The sequence below is a fragment of the Aquimarina sp. ERC-38 genome (assembly GCF_026222555.1).
Classification (GTDB): domain Bacteria; phylum Bacteroidota; class Bacteroidia; order Flavobacteriales; family Flavobacteriaceae; genus Aquimarina.
In genome coordinates this window covers 3,442,045-3,463,265 of sequence record NZ_CP098511.1, presented here as the reverse complement: position 1 = coordinate 3,463,265, position 21,221 = coordinate 3,442,045, and the positions used below count along the sequence as shown (strand labels likewise).

Here is a 21,221-nt window from a genome sequence, read left to right as displayed (position 1 = left end):
TTAAAATGTATAAGAGTAATTAATAGAAGGAATAAAAACAAGGACTGATACGCGCCTTAAAGACTTTTCAAGCGTTTGACTAGAATTTCCTATCCCAATAGGACTTGAATTACCATCACTGACGTAATAATAAAAAGGGTTTTTACGGGCGTATATATTGTAAATAGAAAATTGCCAGGTACGTAGGTTATTTTTTTTAGTTTTCTTATGAAATTGTACCCCCAGGTTCAATCTATGTGTTGCTTCTCCTCGTATGTTATTTCGCTGTGTTGTAAAGGTATCCGTAGCATCTCCTAGAAAATCGGGGGAACCTATCCCAATGGAGAAGTCATTGTTAACCGATGGACTTTCAAAATCAGGAACGGTAAAATTAATACCTGAACGATAAATCCAGGAAGCAGACCAGGTAACTTTTTCTGAGGGGGTGTAGGTACTTACCAGAGCAATATTATGTCGTTGATCGTATTTGTCAAAAAAAAGTTTCCCTCGATTTAATTCATCAAATTGCCTTTCTGACCAAGAGAGGGTATAGCCTAACCAGCCCTGCAATTTGCCTTTTTGCTTTCTTAACAACCATTCCATTCCATAAGCCCAGCCTTTACCGGAAGTGATGTTATCTTCCCAATTTACATTCTGTCCGGTTTGTAAATTTTGTATATTGAGGAAAGAAGCATTCTCTTTATAGGCGATGATATTGTTCATTTCTTTATAATACCCTTCAACTTCCAGAGAATAACCAGTATTAGTAAAGTCCTTTGCAACCCCTAATACGTATTGTTGTGCTTGTTGTGGGGCTACATTGCGGGTAGAACTAACCCATAAATCCGTAGGTAATCCGGTTCCTGAGTTTGATAACAGATGAACAAATTGATTCATTCTGGTATAAGAAGCTTTCCAGGTATAATTTGGTTTAAACTGATAAGCCAAGGATAAACGGGGTTCAAAAGAAAATGTATTAAAACGATCAATAGCAAAGTAATTACCTCGTGCCCCCAGGATAGCGGTTAATTTTTGTGAAAGCGAAAGTTGATCTTCTATATAAATAGCACTTTCCAGCGAATTTAATCGTTGTTCGTTTGAAGATATGGTACCTGTCTGTAAGGACAATTGCTTACGTTCCGGGACAAACTTATGAAGCGTACTTTCTAATCCAAAATTAATACTATGTACTAAATTAGGATAATAGTCAAACGAAGCTTTTATACTATAATCATTGATTCTGGAAAAGGCTTGAAACTCATTTTGGTTATTATTTTCCGTATTTACCACCCCTTTATATCCTGCCTTTAGGTTATAATTACTGTAAATTAAAGAGAGGTTAGAAAATAAGCTATTACTATACTGATGATTCCACCGGGCGGTAGTTGTTACGTTACCCCAACTCAAACTTTGTTCTATATGCCTTGTCTGTTCTTCTGAACTTGTAGTAAAAGCGTCTTCGCCAAAATAACTGCTTATGTAGAGATTATTACGCTTATTTAGAATATGATGCAGTTTTACATTCATGTCATAGAAATATAAATTTGCTGGGTTACTATTATTCTGTTGAAAAGGTCTTATCAAAAGATCGGCAAAACTACGTCTGCCACTGAATATAAAAGAAGTTTTGTTTTTTTGAATTGGACCTTCCAGTAGAAAAGATGATGACAATAAACCGATATTGAAAGCACCGGAAAAGCTTTCTTTATTACCATCTTTCATAGTAATATTGGTCACACTGGATAGCCTGCCCCCGTAACTGGCTGGAAAAGCTCCTTTATATACTTTAGTAGACTTTACGGCATCTACGTTGTAAACAGATATGAATCCGAATAAATGATTGGAATTATAAACCGTAGCTTCATCCAGAATAGTTAGGTTTTGATCCGGGGAACCTCCTCTTACTAAAACCTGTGCACTCCCTTCTGTACCGGATTGTATTCCCGGTAATAATTGCATTGTTTTGAATATATCTTTTTCGCCTAGTACTACCGGAGTAATTTCAAGTTGGTTACTGGTTAATCTAAGGTTAGACATTCGTACGGATGCACCTGGCTTATCATATGATGAAGCGGTAATTACAACTTCATCCATAGTTTCCGGTACAATATCTAATGCTATAATTACTTCTTTATCAGCGTCCATTATTATAACCTGCCTATTCTCTTGATAGCTTAAGGTTGAGGTTACTACTTCATAGGTACCCTTAGGTATTTTTATAGAGAAAAAGCCATAGTTGTTGGTAATAGTACCTATTTGTAATTCCGGAAGATAGATAGTTGCTTCTGATAACGACTCTCTTGAATTTTTTTCTTTGACATAACCATTTAAAACTACAGATTCTTTACTAATTTCTTTATAAATTAGTATCTGTTTCCCTATGTTTTTAAAGGCATATCCGGACTCAGAAAATAGTTGTTGAAGTATATCCAGTATTGGTTTTTGTTTTATATCTATAGAAACCATACGTTGTAAATCCACCGTATTTTCTGCATAGGCAAATGTAACACCTCCCTTTCTTTCCAATTGGTTTAGCACCTCTTGCAAGCTTTGGTTTACAGCCGTTAAGCTTTGTTTTTGAGAAAGTAAAGCATTTACATCGGTTTGAGAAATACAAAGGACCGGTATCCATACGATCAGTATAAAAGATGATATGTAACGATAATAATACTGCATCAAGACGTACAACGTCCGTTTGTTAATCGTATTACATTAGCTTCTTTTTCTACTGAAAATTGATATAATAAAACCAGGGCCTCTATAACTTCATCTATAGACTGTTTTTCAAAGGTAGCGGTAAGTTTACAGCTAAGAAGTTCTTTATTAGCAATTTCTATTTTGGTATCGTAGGTATTTACTATATTTTGAATAACCTGAGAAAGTTCAGTTTGTTCAAACTTCAAAATTTTAGTTCTCCAGGAATCTACATTTGGATTACTGGTAGAACTTACCGATAGTTTCCCGTTTGAAGTAGTCGTAATGGTTTCTCCCGGTTTGATTAGTTTTGACTCTTTATCATTTGCAAATTGTACGCTACCTTCTATTAGTGTCAGAGACACCATATCTGTTTGATCCTGCTTCTTTAAGTTAAATTCAGTTCCCAGAACGGTGGTAGTGGTAGGACCCAATTGGATAGAAAATGGCTTTTCTTTATTCTTTTTAACGATAAAATAGCCTTCTCCTTCTAATGCTACCTCTCGGGTAGCATCATTAAAAGTTTTGTGATAGGTTAATTGGCTTCCTTTCTTTAACCAGACCTGAGAATTGTCTGGTAGTACAAATTCTTTAGTGCTATCTGCCACCAGTGTCGTTGAGCGGTTGTACAAGAACGGTATACTAACACTAAATAATAAAATTAGAACTGCAGCAACTTTCCAAAGCATGGAAAATTTTGATTTTTTACCATGCAAGCCTTCTTTTTCCAGTATACGCTGTTGAACACTATTCCAGCTCGTGTCTGTATCCAGTTGCTCAAAATCTTCGGTGATCGTAGAAAGCTCCCAGATTTTCTTAACTTCTTCAAATTGCGCACGATTGGTATCACTGGATTCTATCCAGTTTTCTACCTGAGTTTTTTCTTGCGCTGAGGTAGATTCTTCCAAATAACGGTAGAGGGTCGTATCGTTTATATTTGAGTAATTTTCGTTCATAAGGACCTCTTTATAGATATGACAAATTTGAAATAAACAACACGTAAATTAAAGTTATAAAATTTATAAGTATTATAACCATCATGGTTAAGGTTGCCCTTAACTTTTTAAGTGCGTTACTAATATGAGTTTCCACCGTACGCTTGGTAAGACCCAGTTTTTCTGAAATTTCTTCGTTAGTCAAACCTCTGTATTTACTTAATTTAAAAATTTGTTGATTCTGTTGTGGTAATTGATTGATGGCTCGATGTAATTTTTCTGCCATTTCTAGTTTAGTTATGGTATGCTCACTTTCTTCATGAGTTGGCAGCTCATTTGAAATATCTGAGTTTACAAGAATTTTGCTTTCCCTTTTAAGATAATTAAGACAATTATTACGTACTACTGTATACATAAAGGATTTAAAGGAAGTATGAATTTGCAAAGCATCGCGTTTTTCATAAAGGGTTACAAAGGTATCTTGTACGATATTTTCTGCAATCTGTAAGTCATTTACAAACTGTTTAGCATAAAGTACCAGCACTTTGTGATACTTCTTGTACAGTACTTCATAACTCTTTAAGTTACCTTGTTTGAATTGTTCAACAAGCAGCGCATCTTCCATTTTTACGAATATGCGGTAAAGTTAAATAATTCTAAAATAATCCAGTACTCTCTATTTATTGACTCTATCATATGGCTCTAGTTTAAAATAGCGTAGATGTATCAAAATTGACCCAACTATATTATTTAGAGCTATCTATCCTATCCTAAATCCTTTCCAAAGGAGAGGACTTTTAGTTACTTTCTCTTCTGGGAGGACTGGGGATGGGATTGATTTATATTAATTAGAATTATCTACGCTACGCTATTGTAAACTAAAGCCTAATCTATTTGTAAATAATTAAAAATTAATAGTTTACAATTGTATATCATATTTTTTAATTTTTTATTACGTGTTTGGTAAAAATAGTTTGTCTTAAGAAAAACTTATAAAATATAAATAATGAAAGTAAATGTAAACCTATTGAAATTTTTTGTTTTGGCTTTAATCTTAGGAAGCTGTTTTGATGAAGAGGATATTATCGAAGTAGAAGAAGGTGACAATCCTGTACATACTCAATTATTTTCTCAAATTAAGGCGGTAGATGATGCCTTAATAGAAGAAGCTATTTGGCCAGGTTATACACTAGCAGATAAACCTATGTATTTAATTCGTAAGAATGAAGAAGACGATACCTATGAAGGTTATGTGGTCAATCCTCAATCCACCATTATGGGGGCCGTCGCTATACCAGATGAGGAAAGTGCAGGTTTAAACGTAGTTAGATACGATACCCAGGCAAAAGAAGCTTTTAATCTTATTATGGGAAGTGAGGGTAATGGAACTTATGATTTTGACTTTACTATCGATGAGAACAGTGTGTACTATATACAAGTGTATACCGATGAAGAGGTAACTGCTGGTAGAAGATTAGCGACCTATCCCGGTGGTTTTTTTAATCCCGATATGCAAGTTTTAGGAAGTATTGACTTTATAGTTCATGAGATTTTTCATATTTATCAAGAGGATTGGGCTTCTTATGGTCCATCTTTAATTCCTAGTCCTAACCAACAGTACTATGAATATAAATCACTGGTTCACCAAATATTTAAAGACTTTCCCAACGGAAACCTAAATACTGTTCAATTAGAAGAAAAGTTAAAGCAATATGTAGCAATCAGAAGTGCAGAGAATGTAATTACTGGTACTGATATTACTTCAGACGGCGAAAAAGGGGAAGGAACCGCTCGATATATGGAAAAAATAGCTTTACGAAATGCGTTTTCCGCCAGAGCAAACGAGCCTTTTATCTTCGGGAGTGTAACGGACGATGACTATGGGATTACCAATCAGGAAATTTTATTGTTAGTATTGGAAAATCTACAATATGAAACAGGTTCTTCAGCATATTTGGCTTTAAAAGAATTTGTGCCGGATATAAAAACTCAGATTGAAGAAGGTAAAAATCAATTTGAAATTGCCGAAGCCTATTTTAATATGTCCCAGGCAGAATTGGATCAACAATTACAAAACGCAAAAGCATCAGTAGACTTTGCAAAAATTCAAAGAAAAGCCGCAGAATGGATGAATTTATAAGGTATATGTAGCTTTAGCATACTATATAGTTTCAATTGAAATAGGAGGGGAGTACTGCTTATAGGTTCTTGTAGGAAAAATATAATACTTGTAAAGGATTTATTTTTCAACTTGTAATTTATTTATCTTGCAGAAATACACAAAAATTTATTATTATGAAAACAATGTTTAAAAGCATGAGCCTGTGTAGCATAGCGCTATCTATGCTAGCACTTACAAGTTGTCAAGAAGAAACCTTTGATGCTGTCCAACCTCCAATACAAGAACAAGTTCCAAAAAACATTTTAGCTGGATTAGAAGATTTGGGTTTTGATGTACAAACTATTCCAGTTACTAAAGAAGGTGAGTTTTACAAAGTTGAAGGAGATATCTTGATGTATCCGGAAGATATCTTAAATCCTGTAATCGCCGAGGATTTACCTGCTGATACGGGTATCGATACAAAAGCTGCTCAGCGGCACCGTCGATTTAATATAGTTACGCCTTGTGATAAAGCACGTTTCGTAAGAGTAAAAAGTAATTTTGCTCCTAACTCTATCGCAGGGAGAGCTATTGCAAAAGCTATTAAAGCCTGGAATCAGGTTAGCGATAATGTGCTATTTTTTAAATTAGTAAATACCCGCCCGGATGTAACTATCAGGTTCGCTGGTACCGGAGGAAGTGCACTATCTCCTGGTCGTAGAGTGCAGGTAGGTGAATTTTTAAATTTAAATCCGTTTCGATTGATGCAAGTTCGACCAGCACGAAATCCAAATGCCAGTAATGTAGACTTTATAGCTAAACTTGTAGCACATGAACTGGGTCATACGGTTGGTTTTTCACATAGAAACAGCAAAGTATTGGATAGTGATATCTTTATTAATAATACTAGATTTGGAGCTGATAAATTTTCTGTAATGAATGGTGATTTTTCGCAAACCGAACGTATTCTTCCTATCTTGTCCAGTACCGATCGAGTAGCGGTAAAACAGATGTTTGGTATTAGATGTAGGTGATAATTACCCGTGACACATTTGAATAAATATAATTATAAAATCCGTCAGTTCGAGTGCTTCGCCCAAAGGAAGAAGTGTACTTCAGCTAGTTCAGCAGAACTATCGAGAACAAGGATTTTAGTCAAAAAAGCTATTCTCGATACATTTTTTCTTCATTTCATTACGAAAAAACACTCGAATTGACGCTTTTTTCCCTAAATGGCCAGAGGCTGATAATTATAATATTTTACTACTCCTATAACAACATATTGTTACTACAAAGTAGTAAGTCAAACTTTATCAATAGCGAAATAACTGGCTTCCGTTATTTCGCTATTTGTTTTTAAGGGTGTTTCTAATATATACCAAACATGAGACTCAAAACAACAATTACATATTTTCAAAGCATCTATTTTTAATATTGCACCTATTAGTCTTATATTCTTGACGCTAGAAGTGATAGCGACCTGCCCGTCTGCAGGTGGGTCTTGAATTTTTACCAGACACTAATGAAAAAGGCTAAAAAAAAATTTTTAATCGTGTACAGATGTTAAAAAAAAAGAGTATCAGCAAAAACAGTATATATTGTTTTCATTCCAATAAATATATTATAATTTCGTTCAATATATAGATACAATTTAAATGATAACCAACTATCGCAAATCATGAAAAAATTTCTTATTACCTTATTCCTCTTAGGAATCACCTTCGTACAAGCTCAAAATCAATCGTATAGCGGCGTCGTACTAGATAAAAATACAAATTCACCTATTGCCAACGCTTCTGTTGTTTTAGTAGAAACTAATCAAACAACTACGACGAATAGCGCTGGGGCTTTTAGTATAACCGTCAATTCAAATGCTACCAGAACCTTACAAATAGACAGAAATGGCTATATGTTTGAAGATTTGAGAAATTTAGCGCCTGACTCAAATTTGTCTATCGCTCTACGACCAAAAATAAAAAGTGTAGCTACGCTAAGATGGGAGCGTTATATAAACGATTGTAAGGATTATAACAACCCAAATGTTCCTGATGATCCTGTTTGGAATATGGAATGGACAGAATCAAATATTACAGGAACTTTAAAAAGAGACGCCAAGTTTACCAGAAGAGATCCAACCGCGGTAATCAAGCACAATAACAAATTTTATGTTTGGTATACCTATAAATTAACTGAGCCATCAACCTGGTTTAGAGGTGATGCTAACCTAGATGGTGATACAAATGTTTTTCCGTGGGACAATGCAGACATTTACTATGCTACCTCAGAGGATGGTTTTAAATGGGATGAGCAAGGACCAGCAGTGACTCGAGGCGTAAGAGGACGTTTTGATGATCAGTCTGTTTTTACTCCGGAAATTTTTGTCCATCAAAGTAAATTTTATTTGGTCTACCAAACGGTACAATGGCCTTATATTGAAAGAGTTAAAAATAACGTAGCCATGGCAGTTGCTGATTCTCCTGACGGACCCTGGGTCAAATTAGATGAACCTATTTTAAGAGCAACGGATAATGGAAAGTGGGCGGACGGTTCTACAAGTCGTATAGATGCAACCGTTAAAGGTGATTTTGATAGTCATAAAGTACATGACCCTTGTTTAATGTTTTACGATAACAAGTTTTACCTTTATTATAAAGGGGAACGTATGGGCGAAGAACGTTATTGTGGGGAACGCGAAATCCGATGGGGGGTAGCTATTGCCGATAAGCCTACCGGTCCTTATATAAAATCTCAATACAATCCCATTACTACAAGTGGTCACGAAGTAGCCGTATGGAATTATGACGGAGGTATGGCAATCATAAACAAATTAGATGGTCCCGAACGTGGTACCGTTCTTTTTGCAGAAGACGGATTAAATTTTGAATTAAAAGGTAAAGTAAAAGACGTTCCTGAAGCCCTGGGTATTTTTCGACCAGGAAACGAAGGTACTTCGCCAAAAGACGGTGTACAATGGGGTTTAGCGCATCGTTATGATTGGCCATCGGTAAAAGGTGGTTCAAATTTCTTAGTGCGTTTTGATATAGTACAAACACCCGAAGACGATAAAAACTTTATTATTGAGGCAGAAACCTTTGTAAGTACTAATGGAACTTATGATGATAGTGAATTTGGAGGTCCCGGGTTTGGTATGAATAAGTCAAGTGTAGGAACAAACTTTGTAAATGCAGGTGATAATGCTGAGTACACAATTACGATTCCTGAAACCGGGGACTATAAATTAACTTATGAGGTGGCAACCCTATCTGAAGCTGCACAAGTACAGTTTGAAATAGATAATGTAAGCTTAGCACTAACTAATATCCCGAGTAGTGGTGGATGGGATACTTATCAAAAGGTAACACACGATAATACGGTTAATTTAACCGCTGGTCAGCACCGTCTGCGAATTACCGCTAGCGGATCTAGTATCTGGCAATGGAACTTAGATAAGATTATTTTAGCACCTGTCTCTACTACCTTATCTACGGTAAGTTTTCTTAAAGATTCTACTAATGACATTAATATATATCCTAACCCTACAACTGATTTACTAACTATTGCTAATGTAGGTAAAGAAGTAGATTATACCATATATAACCTGGAGGGTGTTGCCCTTACAACTGGAAAAATAAGTAATACAAAAAACACCATTGCAGTATCCCAATTAACAACCGGATTATACATTGTGACTTTAACTAATAACGGGGATAGTATATCCTCTAGCTTTGTAAAAAAGTAATCGGTAGTTTGTAAAATATAATTTTATCATTACCTAATAAACAGAAGGTTATCTACATGGATAACCTTCTGTTTTTATTAGAGATAGTGCTAATTGACATCAGAACTTTTAAATACCTTTTTTTAAACTTCTATATCGCATTAAACCTTATTAAATTTAGAATACTTGTAGTCATTGCTAGCCCGTAAAGTTTATTATAGATACTATTTTACTTGATACTATATTTGTACTATAATGTTCTGCTTTATGTCACTTTCCTTTGGGAAAAAGCTTTCTCAAAGACAAATCTTCTTTATTTTTTCTTTCTAAAAAGTTTCTTTAGAAATGTAATGGAATACGCTTTTTGCAGATAGGGAAGAAGAGTAGAAGCAATATGTGTGTGGAATGGGAATATTAATTCTAATTTTTAATTAGTTAAGGAATTCACCAACTATTTGATAATACTTTTGTATATTTTTACAGCAAAATTTTTAAAACAAAATGGCTGCAGCCGAACAAATAAAAAGCTTAATAAAATCGTTTACTGAGGGAGATGATTCTCGTTTCTATGCAACTGCTATGCAGATTGCGGCAGCGGAAGCTAGAAAAGGGCGTCAAGTACTTGCGGAAGAATTAAAAAAAATAATTAAAGACTCAAAAAAATCAAAGATTAATGGAACTGCTTTGAAACGTCTTCCTATAAACTCTGCTCAAAAAGAACTGAATGATTTATTAGAGTTTACAAGACCAAATGATAAATTAAAAGATATGGTTTTGTCTATTAATTTAGAAAAGTCCATTCAAAGAATTTTAGATGAGCAACGTCAAATAGAAAAATTAAGGCAACATAATTTATTTCCTAGAAAAAAAATATTACTAACCGGTCCCCCTGGTTGTGGTAAGACAATGACAGCTAGGGTAATATCAAATGAATTAAGTATTCCATTATTTGTTATAAGACTTGATGGTCTGATAAGCAGGTACATGGGAGAATCAATAGCTAAACTTCGCTTAATTTTTGATACAATGAAAGAGTTTAGGGCTGTTTATTTGTTTGATGAATTTGATAGTATTGGTACAACTAGAAACCAAGGTAATGAAGTAGGAGAAATAAAAAGAGTTCTTAATAGTTTTTTACTTCAGATTGAAAAGGATGATTCAAATAGTTTAATAATTGCGGCGACTAATATGCCTGAAAATTTAGATGAAGCATTATTTAGACGATTTGATGATATTATAACTTACCCTATACCAACAGAAGAACAAATATTTCAATATTATAAAAGGGAACTTTTAAAAAGTGAATTAATAGATGATAATATCTTAATAGAGCTCTCTAAAAAATCTATTGGACTAAACTTTTCTGATTTAGAAAAAATATGTCAGGATTTTTTAAAGAATATTATTGTCTATGGAAAGGAAAAATCCAATTTAGAATTTTTAATTGAAACTATTAATTCTAGAAAAAGACCTTTCTAACAGAGTATGTCCAACTTAAATCACATTTTTCTTAATGGGAATAATTCTTCTTTGCCATATAGTACTTATGGTGGCGGGAAATTTTATCACAAAGATAATAGAGATAGAAGAGGGCATGGAACAGGAATAAAAAGATCCTTTGAATCCGCTGTATCTGAATTTACTGATGGTAATGAAGATTATGAATTTGTATATATTGAATTTGAATCTGCAATAAACTTTGAGTTAGCTTTTGATAGTTTCGAAGATGCAAAAGGAAATTATAGACTTGCATCTTGCAAAGCTATATTTTCCAAAGATGATGATGGCAATAGTCAAATAGCTTATAAGATCGCTGTTTATTTAAATAAAAGAGCTGTCTCAAATTTTTTAAACAAAGTAGAAAAATATTTAACTGAAGAAACAAAAACAGGCAAGCCAAAAAATCAAAATTTAATAGCGAATATTGAAAATATTAGAGCTGCAACTTTAGAAAGTTTTTGGCAGGAACCTGAAATTATTTTCCCTTTATCAAATGTAAGTGTTTGGTGGGAGGTATGGTTTAGTGATTCTGATAGAGAGAATGTGCGAGAAACTCTAAATTCATTAGATTCAGATACGCTTTTAATTAATAATAGACTTCTAGTTTTTCCAGAAAACATTGTTGGTTTAATCAAAGGTACTCCTGAAGAATTAGCAGAAAAATTACTTTATATTAATAATTTATCAGAGATAAGAAAACCTATCGAAACTTCTGATTTTTTTCTAAATATAGATAAGAATTGGGAAGGAGATTTTATAAATGATTTACGGGGTAGAATTAATAATCAAATAGAGCAAAATAATGTTTCTGTATGCTTATTAGATTCTGGAGTCAATAGAGTAAATCCTCTTCTTGAGGATTTAATTCCTGAAGAAAATTTAGATTCTATAAATCCAACTTGGACAAATTCCGATTCTTATAGACAAGGACACGGAACACCTATGGCTGGTCTTATTATTTATGGAGATTTAAATGATCCATTAACATCAAACAATCAAATAAATGTAACTAACAATATTGAAAGTATAAAAATTGTTGATAGTACTGCTAATGATCCTGATTTGTATGGACAGATAACTTTGGAAGCAATTGCTATTGGAGAAATAATGAATTCTAATAATAAAAGAATTGTATGTTTGGCTGTTACATCTCCTGATAATAAATACCTAGGAAGACCGTCTTCTTGGTCTGCTGCTATAGATCAAAAAATGTTTGGTACATTAGAAGAAAGAAATAATAATACACTAATTTTAGTTTCAAGTGGTAATTTATCTTTTGAAGATAGGTTAAATTACCCTTTAGCTAACGATGATCTATCTATAGAAGATCCAGCTCAAGCTTTCAATGCAATTACTATTGGGGCTTATACAAATAAAGATAGGTTGGATTTGACAGTTTATCCCGGAGCTGAATTACTAGCGCAAAGAGGACAAATGTCTCCTTGTAATACGACTTCTATAAGTTGGAATAAAAAGTGGCCTAAAAAGCCTGATGTTGTTTTTGAAGGAGGAAACGACGGTATATTTAACTCTGGAATACTTGATGATGAATCATTAAAATTATTATCAACGGGAGTAGGGGGAATAGGAAGATCATGGCTTACCACTATGTCTGATACAAGTGCAGCTACAGCATTAGCTTCTAAATTTGCAGCTGAATTGTATCAAAAATACCCTAATTACAAACCCGAAACGATTAGAGCATTAATCATTCATTCGGCAGAATGGAATAATGCTATGTTAGATAATAGAAATTTAACCAGTTTTTCTTCAGAAGAAAAATCTAGATTACTTGAAAGAGTCGGATATGGAATTCCTAATCTAAACAAAGCAAAATATAGTGCGGAAAATTCTTTAAATATAATAGCAGAAAGATCTTTAAGACCTTTTAAATATGAAGACAGTAGAGTAAAGACTAATTTTTTTCATCTATTCGATTTACCTTGGCCAACAGATATTCTATCTGATTTAGCCGAGTTAGATGTTAAATTAAAAGTTACTTTATCTTATTTCATTGAACCAAATCCTGGAAATAAAAGATATACTAGTGACCAGTCATACAAATCACATGGCTTGAGGTTTAAAATGATTGATAGTAACGAAAGTGAAGATGCATTTAAAGCTAGAGTTAGCAAAGCTATTAAAGATAGTCAGGAAAATTATGTAGCTGAAGGTAGTGAAAACTGGATGCTTGGAAGTCAAGTAAGAGATAAAGGAAGTATTCATAAAGATATTTGGGTTGGTTCAGCCGCTGATTTAGCATTGAGAAACAAATTAGCCGTTTTTCCAGTTGGAGGATGGTGGAAAAGTAGAAAAAAACTTAATCGCTATAATTCTTCGGTTAAATATAGTTTAGTTATTTCTATTGAAACAGATGCGGTAGAAATAGATCTTTATAATAATGTACTGAATCAAATTAGGGTATCAATACCGATTGAGAACTAATTATTATGTAAAATAGAAACAGTTTGTTTTTACCCAGATGAAGCGTTGGCAAAACGGTCTCAGAAAACTTTGGCCAAAACAATAGGAGAATGAGTGCACATATCTTAGAGGGCTAGCAATACATATTCTTAAGAAGAAGAAAGTTTAAAGCGAGTTCAAAACAAACTTAAATGGTTAAAATGTTTCCTAAAATATAGCGATTGAGCAGTGATTGTTTCTAAAGTTTATACAGCCTTATTTTTTGTTTCTTTTTAGTATCAAGACAAAAGGATATGCAAACCTGGAAAATGTTTAATCTGTATTCTACAGTGAGCATGTGAATAGAAATTATCTCGTGAGAGTAATTTTATACTCTTGAGACAACTTCACTAGAATTGCGTAAAAAAAATTTCATGGATATTTGATCAAATACTCGATTTATAATATACTATATCCGCCAATTTGCTATAATATGTATTTGTACTATAATGTTCTACTTTAGGTAACTCTGCCTTAATAAAAAGCTTTTACAACTACTAATCTTCTTATTTTTTCTTTCTAAAAGTTTCTTCAAAAATGTAATGGTATACGCTTTGTCCGAAGCTATCCTGTCCTGAGCGGAGTCGAAGGGATAGGAGTGAAGTGGGAATGTGTATGGAATGACTTTATAAATATTAGTATTAAATTATTCCTAAACTAAATTTTATCCTATCTAAACTGTTTATTATCCTTGTTTGGTTTTTTATACTTTTAATATTTTTTGAATTAAGTCATCTTGCTAGCCTAATATCAAATACAAACTATTATGTTATTTACTCGTAAATTATTTCTAATTACGTTATTAGCTATAATGTCGTCCATATTTCAAAATCAAGTATACGGACAAGAAAGAAAAACTAAAAACACCTTAAAAAATCTTATTGGAAAAGAAGTTTCCTTCGATTCAATTGAAACATTTATTGAAGCAAAGATGAAAACACTTAATGTACCTGGATTGTCCTTGGCAATTATTAATGATGGAAAGGTTGTTTATCACTTAATAAAAGGATATGCAGATATAGGTAAAGAGAAAAAAGTTTCAAAGAGTACCCTATTTGAAGGAGCTTCGCTTTCAAAACCATTATTTGCATATTTTATTATGAGTTTTGTGGAAGAGGGAATAATAGATTTAGATAAACCTCTTTGTACATATTTACCCTATGAAGCTATTGCTCACGATGAGCGCTACAAGAAGATAACAGCCAGAATGGTCCTTACTCATACAACAGGGTTTCCAAATTGGAGATCAGATTATAAAGAAAATAAGTTGTTTATATCATTTGAACCGGGAACAGCCTTTCAATATTCTGGAGAAGGATACCAATACTTGGCTAAAGTTTTAGCATATATTCTAAAAACAGATGATGCCGGATTAGAAAAAGTATACCAAAAACGAGTTGCGGCTAGGTTGAAGTTGAAGTATACAAAATTTATCCAAGATTCCTATAATATGAAGAATAAAGCAGAAGGATACAAAGATGGAAAAGTTGTTGGCGAAGATGATGACCCAAAAATATTTGGTTCAGCATTTTCTATTCATTCTGAAGCCTTGGATTTTTCAAAGTGGTTAATTGCTTTAATGAATAAAGAAGGGTTATCAAAAGAAAGTTATGACGAGCTTTTTAAAACTCAATTTACTTTACCCGATGGACATCCCCAAAAACAATTAGGTGTTACAGATTGGACACTTGGGTTTGCGAAAGTTACTTTACCCTTTGGGTTCGTTTATGGACATGGTGGTAACAATTCCGGGTATTCTAGTATTTTTATCATTGAACCAGAAACAAAATGGGGGTATATAATGTTTACAAATGCAAACCAATCACAACTTCCAATGGTATTTCTTCAATATTTGATGACTCCGTAATCATTTCGTTTTAACTAATTTCTTAAATATGTATAGTTATAAAGTAAATGCTTTTAAATTAAACAAGTCAGATTATAAAATTATAGTAGGTTATCTTGTCTTTGCCACTATATGGCTTATTTTTAAATTCTATGTTCAGAAATATAAATTAGTAGAATACTTTATAGACATTCCTGTTTTTTGGCTTAAAGTCCTTCTATTGCTATATGTAAGTAAGGTATTGCTTATTAATTTTCTCGTGAAAAAGAAAAAATATGTAATATTAATTATTTTGACTTTATCTAGTTTTTGGTTGATTGGTTTTCTTACTTTTTTATCTGGTGAACTTTCCCGAGATGGTTTTATAAATTGGAAAGAACTTATGCCTTTTGGACAGCTTTTCATAATGAATTTTCATAGTTCTTTAGGTGATTTATCATTTCCACTAGCTTTAATTTCCGCTAAAAAATATTATGAATATCAACTAAGAACTACGACGTTTTCAAATATTCAAAAAGAACTAGAGTTACGATTGTTGAGATCTCAGTTCAACCCACATTTTTTGTATAATAGTTTAAATACTATTGATGCACTAATTGACTATTCACCTAAAGAAAAAGTAAAAGAGTATATTATTAACCTTGCATCTTTATATCAAAATTTAATCAAAACAAATGAAGATGATATAGTTACTCTAGAAGATGAAATGGTATTAGCAAAAAACTATATTTATCTCATTGAAACAAGGTTTGAAAATGATTACACTTTTCATGTAGCAGAAAAAGGACCTATTAAAGGCGTATACTTACCTAGCGGAGTGTTATTAAGCGCATTAGAAAATGTTGTCAAACATAATGAACCCCAAAATAATGTGTCTATAGTTACAACTATTGCAATAGATCATAAAACAGTTACAATTACAAATACCATTTCAAATCCAAAAGTTGTAAACGAATCTTTAGGAACAGGTTTACAAAGTTTGAAGAAACGTTATGAATTACTTTCAGATAAAATGATAGAGATTAATTCATCTGCAATGCACTTTATTTTAGTACTACCTTTGTTGAAAGTGGTCAACTAACAATATTATAAACCCATGAACATTCTTATCATAGAAGACGAGACTCCTGCTTTTAAGAAACTACTATTTCATGTTACGAAATGCTTACCTTCAGATTTTGAACACATGCATACACGTACCGTGGATGACTCTATACAAGCTCTTGAAGAAACAAGTTATGATTTGATTTTATCTGATATTAAAATAGTAGGAGGGATGTCATTTGATGTTTTTAATGCTATTAAAGTGATTACACCCATTATATTCTGTACCGCTTATGATGAACATCTGTTAAACGCCTTTCAATCCAATGGTATTGCATATGTTATAAAACCATATACACAACAAGATATTGATAGTGCTTTAAAAAAGTATCGAAGTTTATTTCAAGATAGGTTTATTGAAAAAGACTTTTTCCAACAATTTAAAACACTTATTAGTCAAAAAGACAATTACAAAAAACGATTTGCGATTAAAAAACCTGAAGGCATCACACTTGTAAACACAAAAAATGTATGTTATATAGAAGCATGTGGTGATTTCTGTAAGCTCAGGGATAGTGATGGTAGACTACATAGTTTTTCAAGATCTATTGGTGTATTATCTAATCAGTTAAATCCAGAACATTTTTTTAGAATAAATAGAAGTTATGTAGTAAATATAGATTCTATAGAAAAAATAGCACCCTACAGTAAGAATAGGTTAAGTATAAAAGTAAAGGGATTATCTACATCTTTAATAACTAGTACGGCTTCTACCAGAGATTTTAGAAAATGGATAGATAGATGAAAATATTTAAATTATTATGCGAGGAAATCAATTACGCCAATTAGCTATAATATATTTTTGTACTATAATTTATATTATGTAAAATAGGATATTTAAAGCAACCTATAACTTCCCTTTAATTCCCCCCAACCACTACCTTTAACCAAAACACTTAATAATAAAGTTCCTTTACCTACGTTTTTCAATTTTGTATTATTGTAGCCAGATTATAGATTTTAAAAAGTTTGCTGGAATTTTATGTTTGCTAACGTACTAACCGTTTTTCTATTTTTTATCCTTTTGTTAAACTCTTGTACGTCTCAGATGCAGGAATTGGATATTAGTGATAAGGAATTGACCTTAAAAGATGGAATGATGTATTATCAGAACAAACCTTTTACAGGTATGCTTTTTTCTAAAACGGATACGATTACCCTAGCTAAAATACCTTATTTGGAAGGAAAAAAACATGGTAAGGAAGAAAGATTCTATCATAATGGTGCCCGGGCAGCGGTACGCTATTTTACAAACGGAAAAGAATCAGGAACCCATAAAGCCTGGTGGAATAACGGCCAACTGGAATTTATCCATCAATTTGATGATTTTGGAAATCCTACGGGTGTGCAACGGGATTGGTATGCTTCCGGACAGTTAGCCAAAGAATTTAACTACATTGACGGTAAAGAAAATGGCACCCAACGGATTTGGAATGTTGACGGAAAAATAAAAGCTAATTATCAGGTTATTCAGGGAGAACGCTTTGGGTTAATTGGCGCCGAAGGTTGTAAATCAGATACGTATGTGGATTAGAAAATTAGGAATTATTGTTTTACTAGCAGGATGCTTATGTTCCTGTAAAAATCAAAAAACTAGTGAAGCCAGTGAAAAACCCATCAAACTAGCCGAAAAAAAAGTAACGCAACTCCCCTTTTATAATACGGCAGACTTCACTCCTACCTGGAACCCAAGTCAAACCGACGTCAAAAAAATTCATAAAATTTCCGACTTTAGTTTTACCAATCAATTAGGAAATAAAATTACCAATAAAGACTTAAATGGATATATTTATGTAGCCAACTTTTTCTTTACTACCTGCCCAAGTATTTGTGTAAGGTTAACAAATAATATGCTTACTTTACAGGATGTTTATCAGAACGATCCGGACATTAAATTAATTTCGCATAGCGTCTTTCCGGAGTATGATTCCGTTGAAATTTTAAAAAAATACGGGGAGAGATTTAAAATAAATCCCGAGCAATGGTATCTAGTTACTGGGGAAAAAGACAAAATTTATAAATTGGCTCGAGACGCCTATTTTGCTGATGATACCTATAAACAAACACACGATAAAAACGCCTTTATCCATACCGAAAATTTGGTGTTAGTAGATAAACAAGGTCATATTCGTGGTGTGTATAAAGGTACCTTACCTGAGGAAGTAGAACGTTTACAACGACATATTGAAATTTTAAAGAAAGAAGGCTAAATTTGTACTTTCTTTACGAACTCAATAAACTTAAATAAACAATTCTAAAACGTTTATTGGGTTCATTCATCTACTGATAAAACTTTTCTATTATTTCTTTACTCTTTCTTCTTTTTAGAGGCTTGAAAAACTATTTGTTTAATGTAAAGCCATTCTTACATAAACAAATTGTGACTATCGATTAAAATCAATCATAAAGTAGTAAATTTAGAGCAAATTTTAACAGAAATATTATTGATGATAATTAATTAATACCATGCAAAAACACAAACTCAAATTTCAAAAATTAAATAAAGTTTCGCTTTATTTTACAAAAAGGTCTATACACCTTGCCCTATGTGCGATAGTACTATTTGCCCCTCTTCAATCTGTTGTATCACACGGTACGGTTACCTATCCGCCTAGTCGGTCATGGGTATGTTTTCAGGAAGATCCGCAAAGTCCGGACTCCCCTGCTTGTGAAGCAGCCATTATCGGTTGGGGTACCCAGGCTTTTTATGATTGGAACGAAGTAGCACGAATGGATGCCGGAGGAAAACACCGTACCATCATTAATGACGGTAACCTGGCGAGTGCCGGACGTCCTGATAAATACGGAGGACTCGACCAAGTGCGTAACGACTGGGTAGCTACCGCAGTAAAACCAGGACCTCTGACGGTAACATGGACGAATACCGCACCACACCAGACTTTATATTATGAAGTTTATATTACCAAGGCTAGTTGGACTCCGGATCAACCCCTTACCTGGGATAGCCTGGAACTCCTTACCCGTACCGAACCAAGAGATGCTTCGGCTACGGATAATATTGATATAGTACTTCCTCCCAGAACCGGTAAGCATATCCTTTTTAGTATCTGGCAACGCTCTTTAACCCCGGAAGCTTTCTATGCTACCAGTGATATAGATTTTGGAAATACTTTATTACCTAATCAACCACCCGTACCTGCTTTTGAAGGTGATGCCGGGAGATGTGGAGGAGAAACAGTCGCATTTGACGCTTCAGGTACTACGGATCCTAACGGAGATACGTTAACTTATACCTGGGACTTTGGAGACGGAACAAGTGCAACTGGTAAAACGGTGTCTCATACCTATACAGGATTAGAAAGTGCTGACGTAACCTTAACCGTATCTGACGGTGAATTTACAGAAAAGTTAAGTAAATCCGTTAGCTTGGTGAAAGATGCTAAGTGCGAAGAAGTGGTTTGTCCTTTTGATACACCAAGACCATCGGCCTTACCTTCTATGAACGCAACTTTTAATAACATATATGCTCTAGGTGAAGACGCTCCGGATTTGAGTAATGTGAGTAAATTCAATGTTAATTGGGATTTAGGAAATAAAGGTTTATACGTTTTCTCCTTAAATACAGATAACGGTCAGCCTAGTTGGTACGTTGATTTAAAATCTTCTGCCACTTATACGTTTGACTCGGCTAACCCAACCATTACCCTAACAGGTACGGGTATTGACGGAATGGATGGTTCATATAACGTAACTATCAATGAAAATGATTTTGTAATGGTATCACAATCCGGTGGCTTTACTTTATATCTTAGTAATTCAACTACCCCTCCTTCCTGTAGTGGTGGTTCCGGAGGAAGTAATAAAGCTCCGGTAGCTTCACTAACTGCCACTCCGATCAGTGGTACGGCTCCGTTAGAAGTTTCTTTTGACGCATCCGGATCAACCGATGCTGATGGTGATGATCTTACCTACGTTATTGATTATGGTAACGGGACTAGTGGAAGTACTGCTATATCTTCTTATACCTATACTGAAACTGGAACTTATACCGCAAGGGTAAGCGTATCTGATGGAAAAGGTGGTAATGATATGGCCAGCGTTACCATCCAGGTAGGTAACTTGGATACAAATGATGGAACTTGCGATTTTGAAACTCCAACTGCTCTGGCAACCAGGGATAATTCCTTTAGTAACGTACATATTCTAGGAAAAAATGGTCCAAATATGGATAATATGACCAAATTTACCATAAAATGGAGCTTAGAAAATAATGGATTATACCAATTCGCTTTTGACTTAAACGTTGCGCCATGGTATATTGATTTTAGTGGTGCGAGCCAAAGTTTTAATAGTGAAAACCCTCAAATTACCTTGGTGAATACTGGTATAGACGGATTAGACGGAACCTATGATGTTGCTGTTGATGGTAGTAATTTTGCTTTGGTAGCAGATTCTTATACGATTTATTTTAGTAATTCTACGCAAGCACCTGATTGTGATGCGAATAATAAAAGCGTTGAAGAACTTTCATTTACTATGTATCCTAATCCTGCAATCGCCAATGTGGTCATTGAAAATTCGGAAGATTTGATAGACAGTAGGCTTACGCTTACCGATTTATCCGGGAAGACCTTACGCTCTATGCTAATCGATACTAGTACCAGACAGATTAATATGAACGTATCCGGATTACCATCAGGATTATACTTGATTAAAATAGCAAATCGATCCGGTGCTAATCGTACCTTAAAACTTATTGTAGAATAAGGTACTATTTGAACAACTTATAAATAGTTCAGGGAAATACAATACTTACGTTTAAGTAAATCCCTTCCCTCCTCTTATAAAACAACCTTCTATTCATTTAGAAGGTTGTTTTTTTATTAGCTGGTTTGTATGATATTAAAGCAAATACTACGT

At 33.6% G+C, this 21,221-nt stretch carries 14 protein-coding genes; 11 read left to right on the top strand and 3 right to left on the bottom strand.

Annotated features, from left to right (window positions below):
• From NBT05_RS14480 to NBT05_RS14470, 3 genes are read right to left on the bottom strand one after another with little or no spacing between them, the layout of a single operon-like run.
• Entirely contained in the window at positions 1-2,655 is a 2,655-nt protein-coding gene (locus NBT05_RS14480; protein WP_265770580.1) for a TonB-dependent receptor, read from the bottom strand.
• The gene (locus NBT05_RS14475) at positions 2,655-3,629 is read right to left on the bottom strand and encodes a FecR family protein (RefSeq protein ID WP_265770579.1); all 975 of its coding nucleotides are present in this window, start codon (positions 3,627-3,629) and stop codon (positions 2,655-2,657) included. The genes NBT05_RS14480 and NBT05_RS14475 overlap by 1 nt, the downstream gene beginning before the upstream one ends.
• A gap of 10 nt (positions 3,630-3,639) precedes the next feature.
• Entirely contained in the window at positions 3,640-4,233 is a 594-nt protein-coding gene (locus tag NBT05_RS14470) for an RNA polymerase sigma-70 factor (protein WP_265770578.1), read from the bottom strand.
• Between the two features lie 381 nt (positions 4,234-4,614).
• On the opposite strand from NBT05_RS14470, the gene NBT05_RS14465 reads away from it, so the two are divergent.
• From NBT05_RS14465 to NBT05_RS14415, 11 genes are all read left to right on the top strand, one after another.
• Positions 4,615-5,748, top strand: a complete 1,134-nt coding sequence (locus NBT05_RS14465) for a hypothetical protein (protein ID WP_265770577.1) — start codon at positions 4,615-4,617, stop codon at positions 5,746-5,748.
• 155 nt (positions 5,749-5,903) lie between these two features.
• The gene (locus tag NBT05_RS14460) at positions 5,904-6,743 is read left to right on the top strand and encodes a M57 family metalloprotease (RefSeq protein ID WP_265770576.1); all 840 of its coding nucleotides are present in this window, start codon (positions 5,904-5,906) and stop codon (positions 6,741-6,743) included.
• Positions 6,744-7,387: 644 nt separating this feature from the next.
• Positions 7,388-9,448 carry a carbohydrate-binding protein gene (locus tag NBT05_RS14455; RefSeq protein ID WP_265770575.1) on the top strand — a complete coding sequence of 687 codons (2,061 nt, stop codon included), beginning with the start codon at positions 7,388-7,390 and terminating at the stop codon, positions 9,446-9,448.
• Positions 9,449-9,928: 480 nt separating this feature from the next.
• A complete protein-coding gene (locus NBT05_RS14450; protein WP_265770574.1) occupies positions 9,929-10,906 on the top strand; it encodes an AAA family ATPase in 978 nt (325 codons plus the stop codon).
• 6 nt (positions 10,907-10,912) lie between these two features.
• Positions 10,913-13,372, top strand: coding sequence for a S8 family peptidase (locus NBT05_RS14445; RefSeq protein WP_265770573.1), 2,460 nt, complete (start codon positions 10,913-10,915; stop codon positions 13,370-13,372).
• Between the two features lie 784 nt (positions 13,373-14,156).
• The gene (locus tag NBT05_RS14440) at positions 14,157-15,257 is read left to right on the top strand and encodes a serine hydrolase domain-containing protein (RefSeq protein WP_265770572.1); all 1,101 of its coding nucleotides are present in this window, start codon (positions 14,157-14,159) and stop codon (positions 15,255-15,257) included.
• Between the two features lie 28 nt (positions 15,258-15,285).
• Positions 15,286-16,317: a sensor histidine kinase gene (locus NBT05_RS14435; RefSeq protein WP_265770571.1), complete on the top strand. Its 1,032-nt coding sequence runs from the start codon at positions 15,286-15,288 to the stop codon at positions 16,315-16,317.
• Between the two features lie 15 nt (positions 16,318-16,332).
• Positions 16,333-17,085 carry a LytR/AlgR family response regulator transcription factor gene (locus NBT05_RS14430; RefSeq protein WP_265770570.1) on the top strand — a complete coding sequence of 251 codons (753 nt, stop codon included), beginning with the start codon at positions 16,333-16,335 and terminating at the stop codon, positions 17,083-17,085.
• A gap of 237 nt (positions 17,086-17,322) precedes the next feature.
• Positions 17,323-17,874 (top strand): toxin-antitoxin system YwqK family antitoxin, encoded by a 552-nt coding sequence (locus tag NBT05_RS14425; RefSeq protein WP_265770569.1) that lies wholly within the window; start codon positions 17,323-17,325, stop codon positions 17,872-17,874.
• On the top strand, positions 17,864-18,550 hold the full coding sequence (locus NBT05_RS14420) for an SCO family protein (RefSeq protein WP_265770568.1): 687 nt from the start codon (positions 17,864-17,866) through the stop codon (positions 18,548-18,550). Before NBT05_RS14425 ends, NBT05_RS14420 begins: the two co-directional genes overlap by 11 nt.
• A 256-nt stretch (positions 18,551-18,806) precedes the next feature.
• Entirely contained in the window at positions 18,807-21,068 is a 2,262-nt protein-coding gene (locus NBT05_RS14415) for a lytic polysaccharide monooxygenase (protein ID WP_265770567.1), read from the top strand.
• The last annotated feature ends 153 nt before the right edge of the window (positions 21,069-21,221 follow it).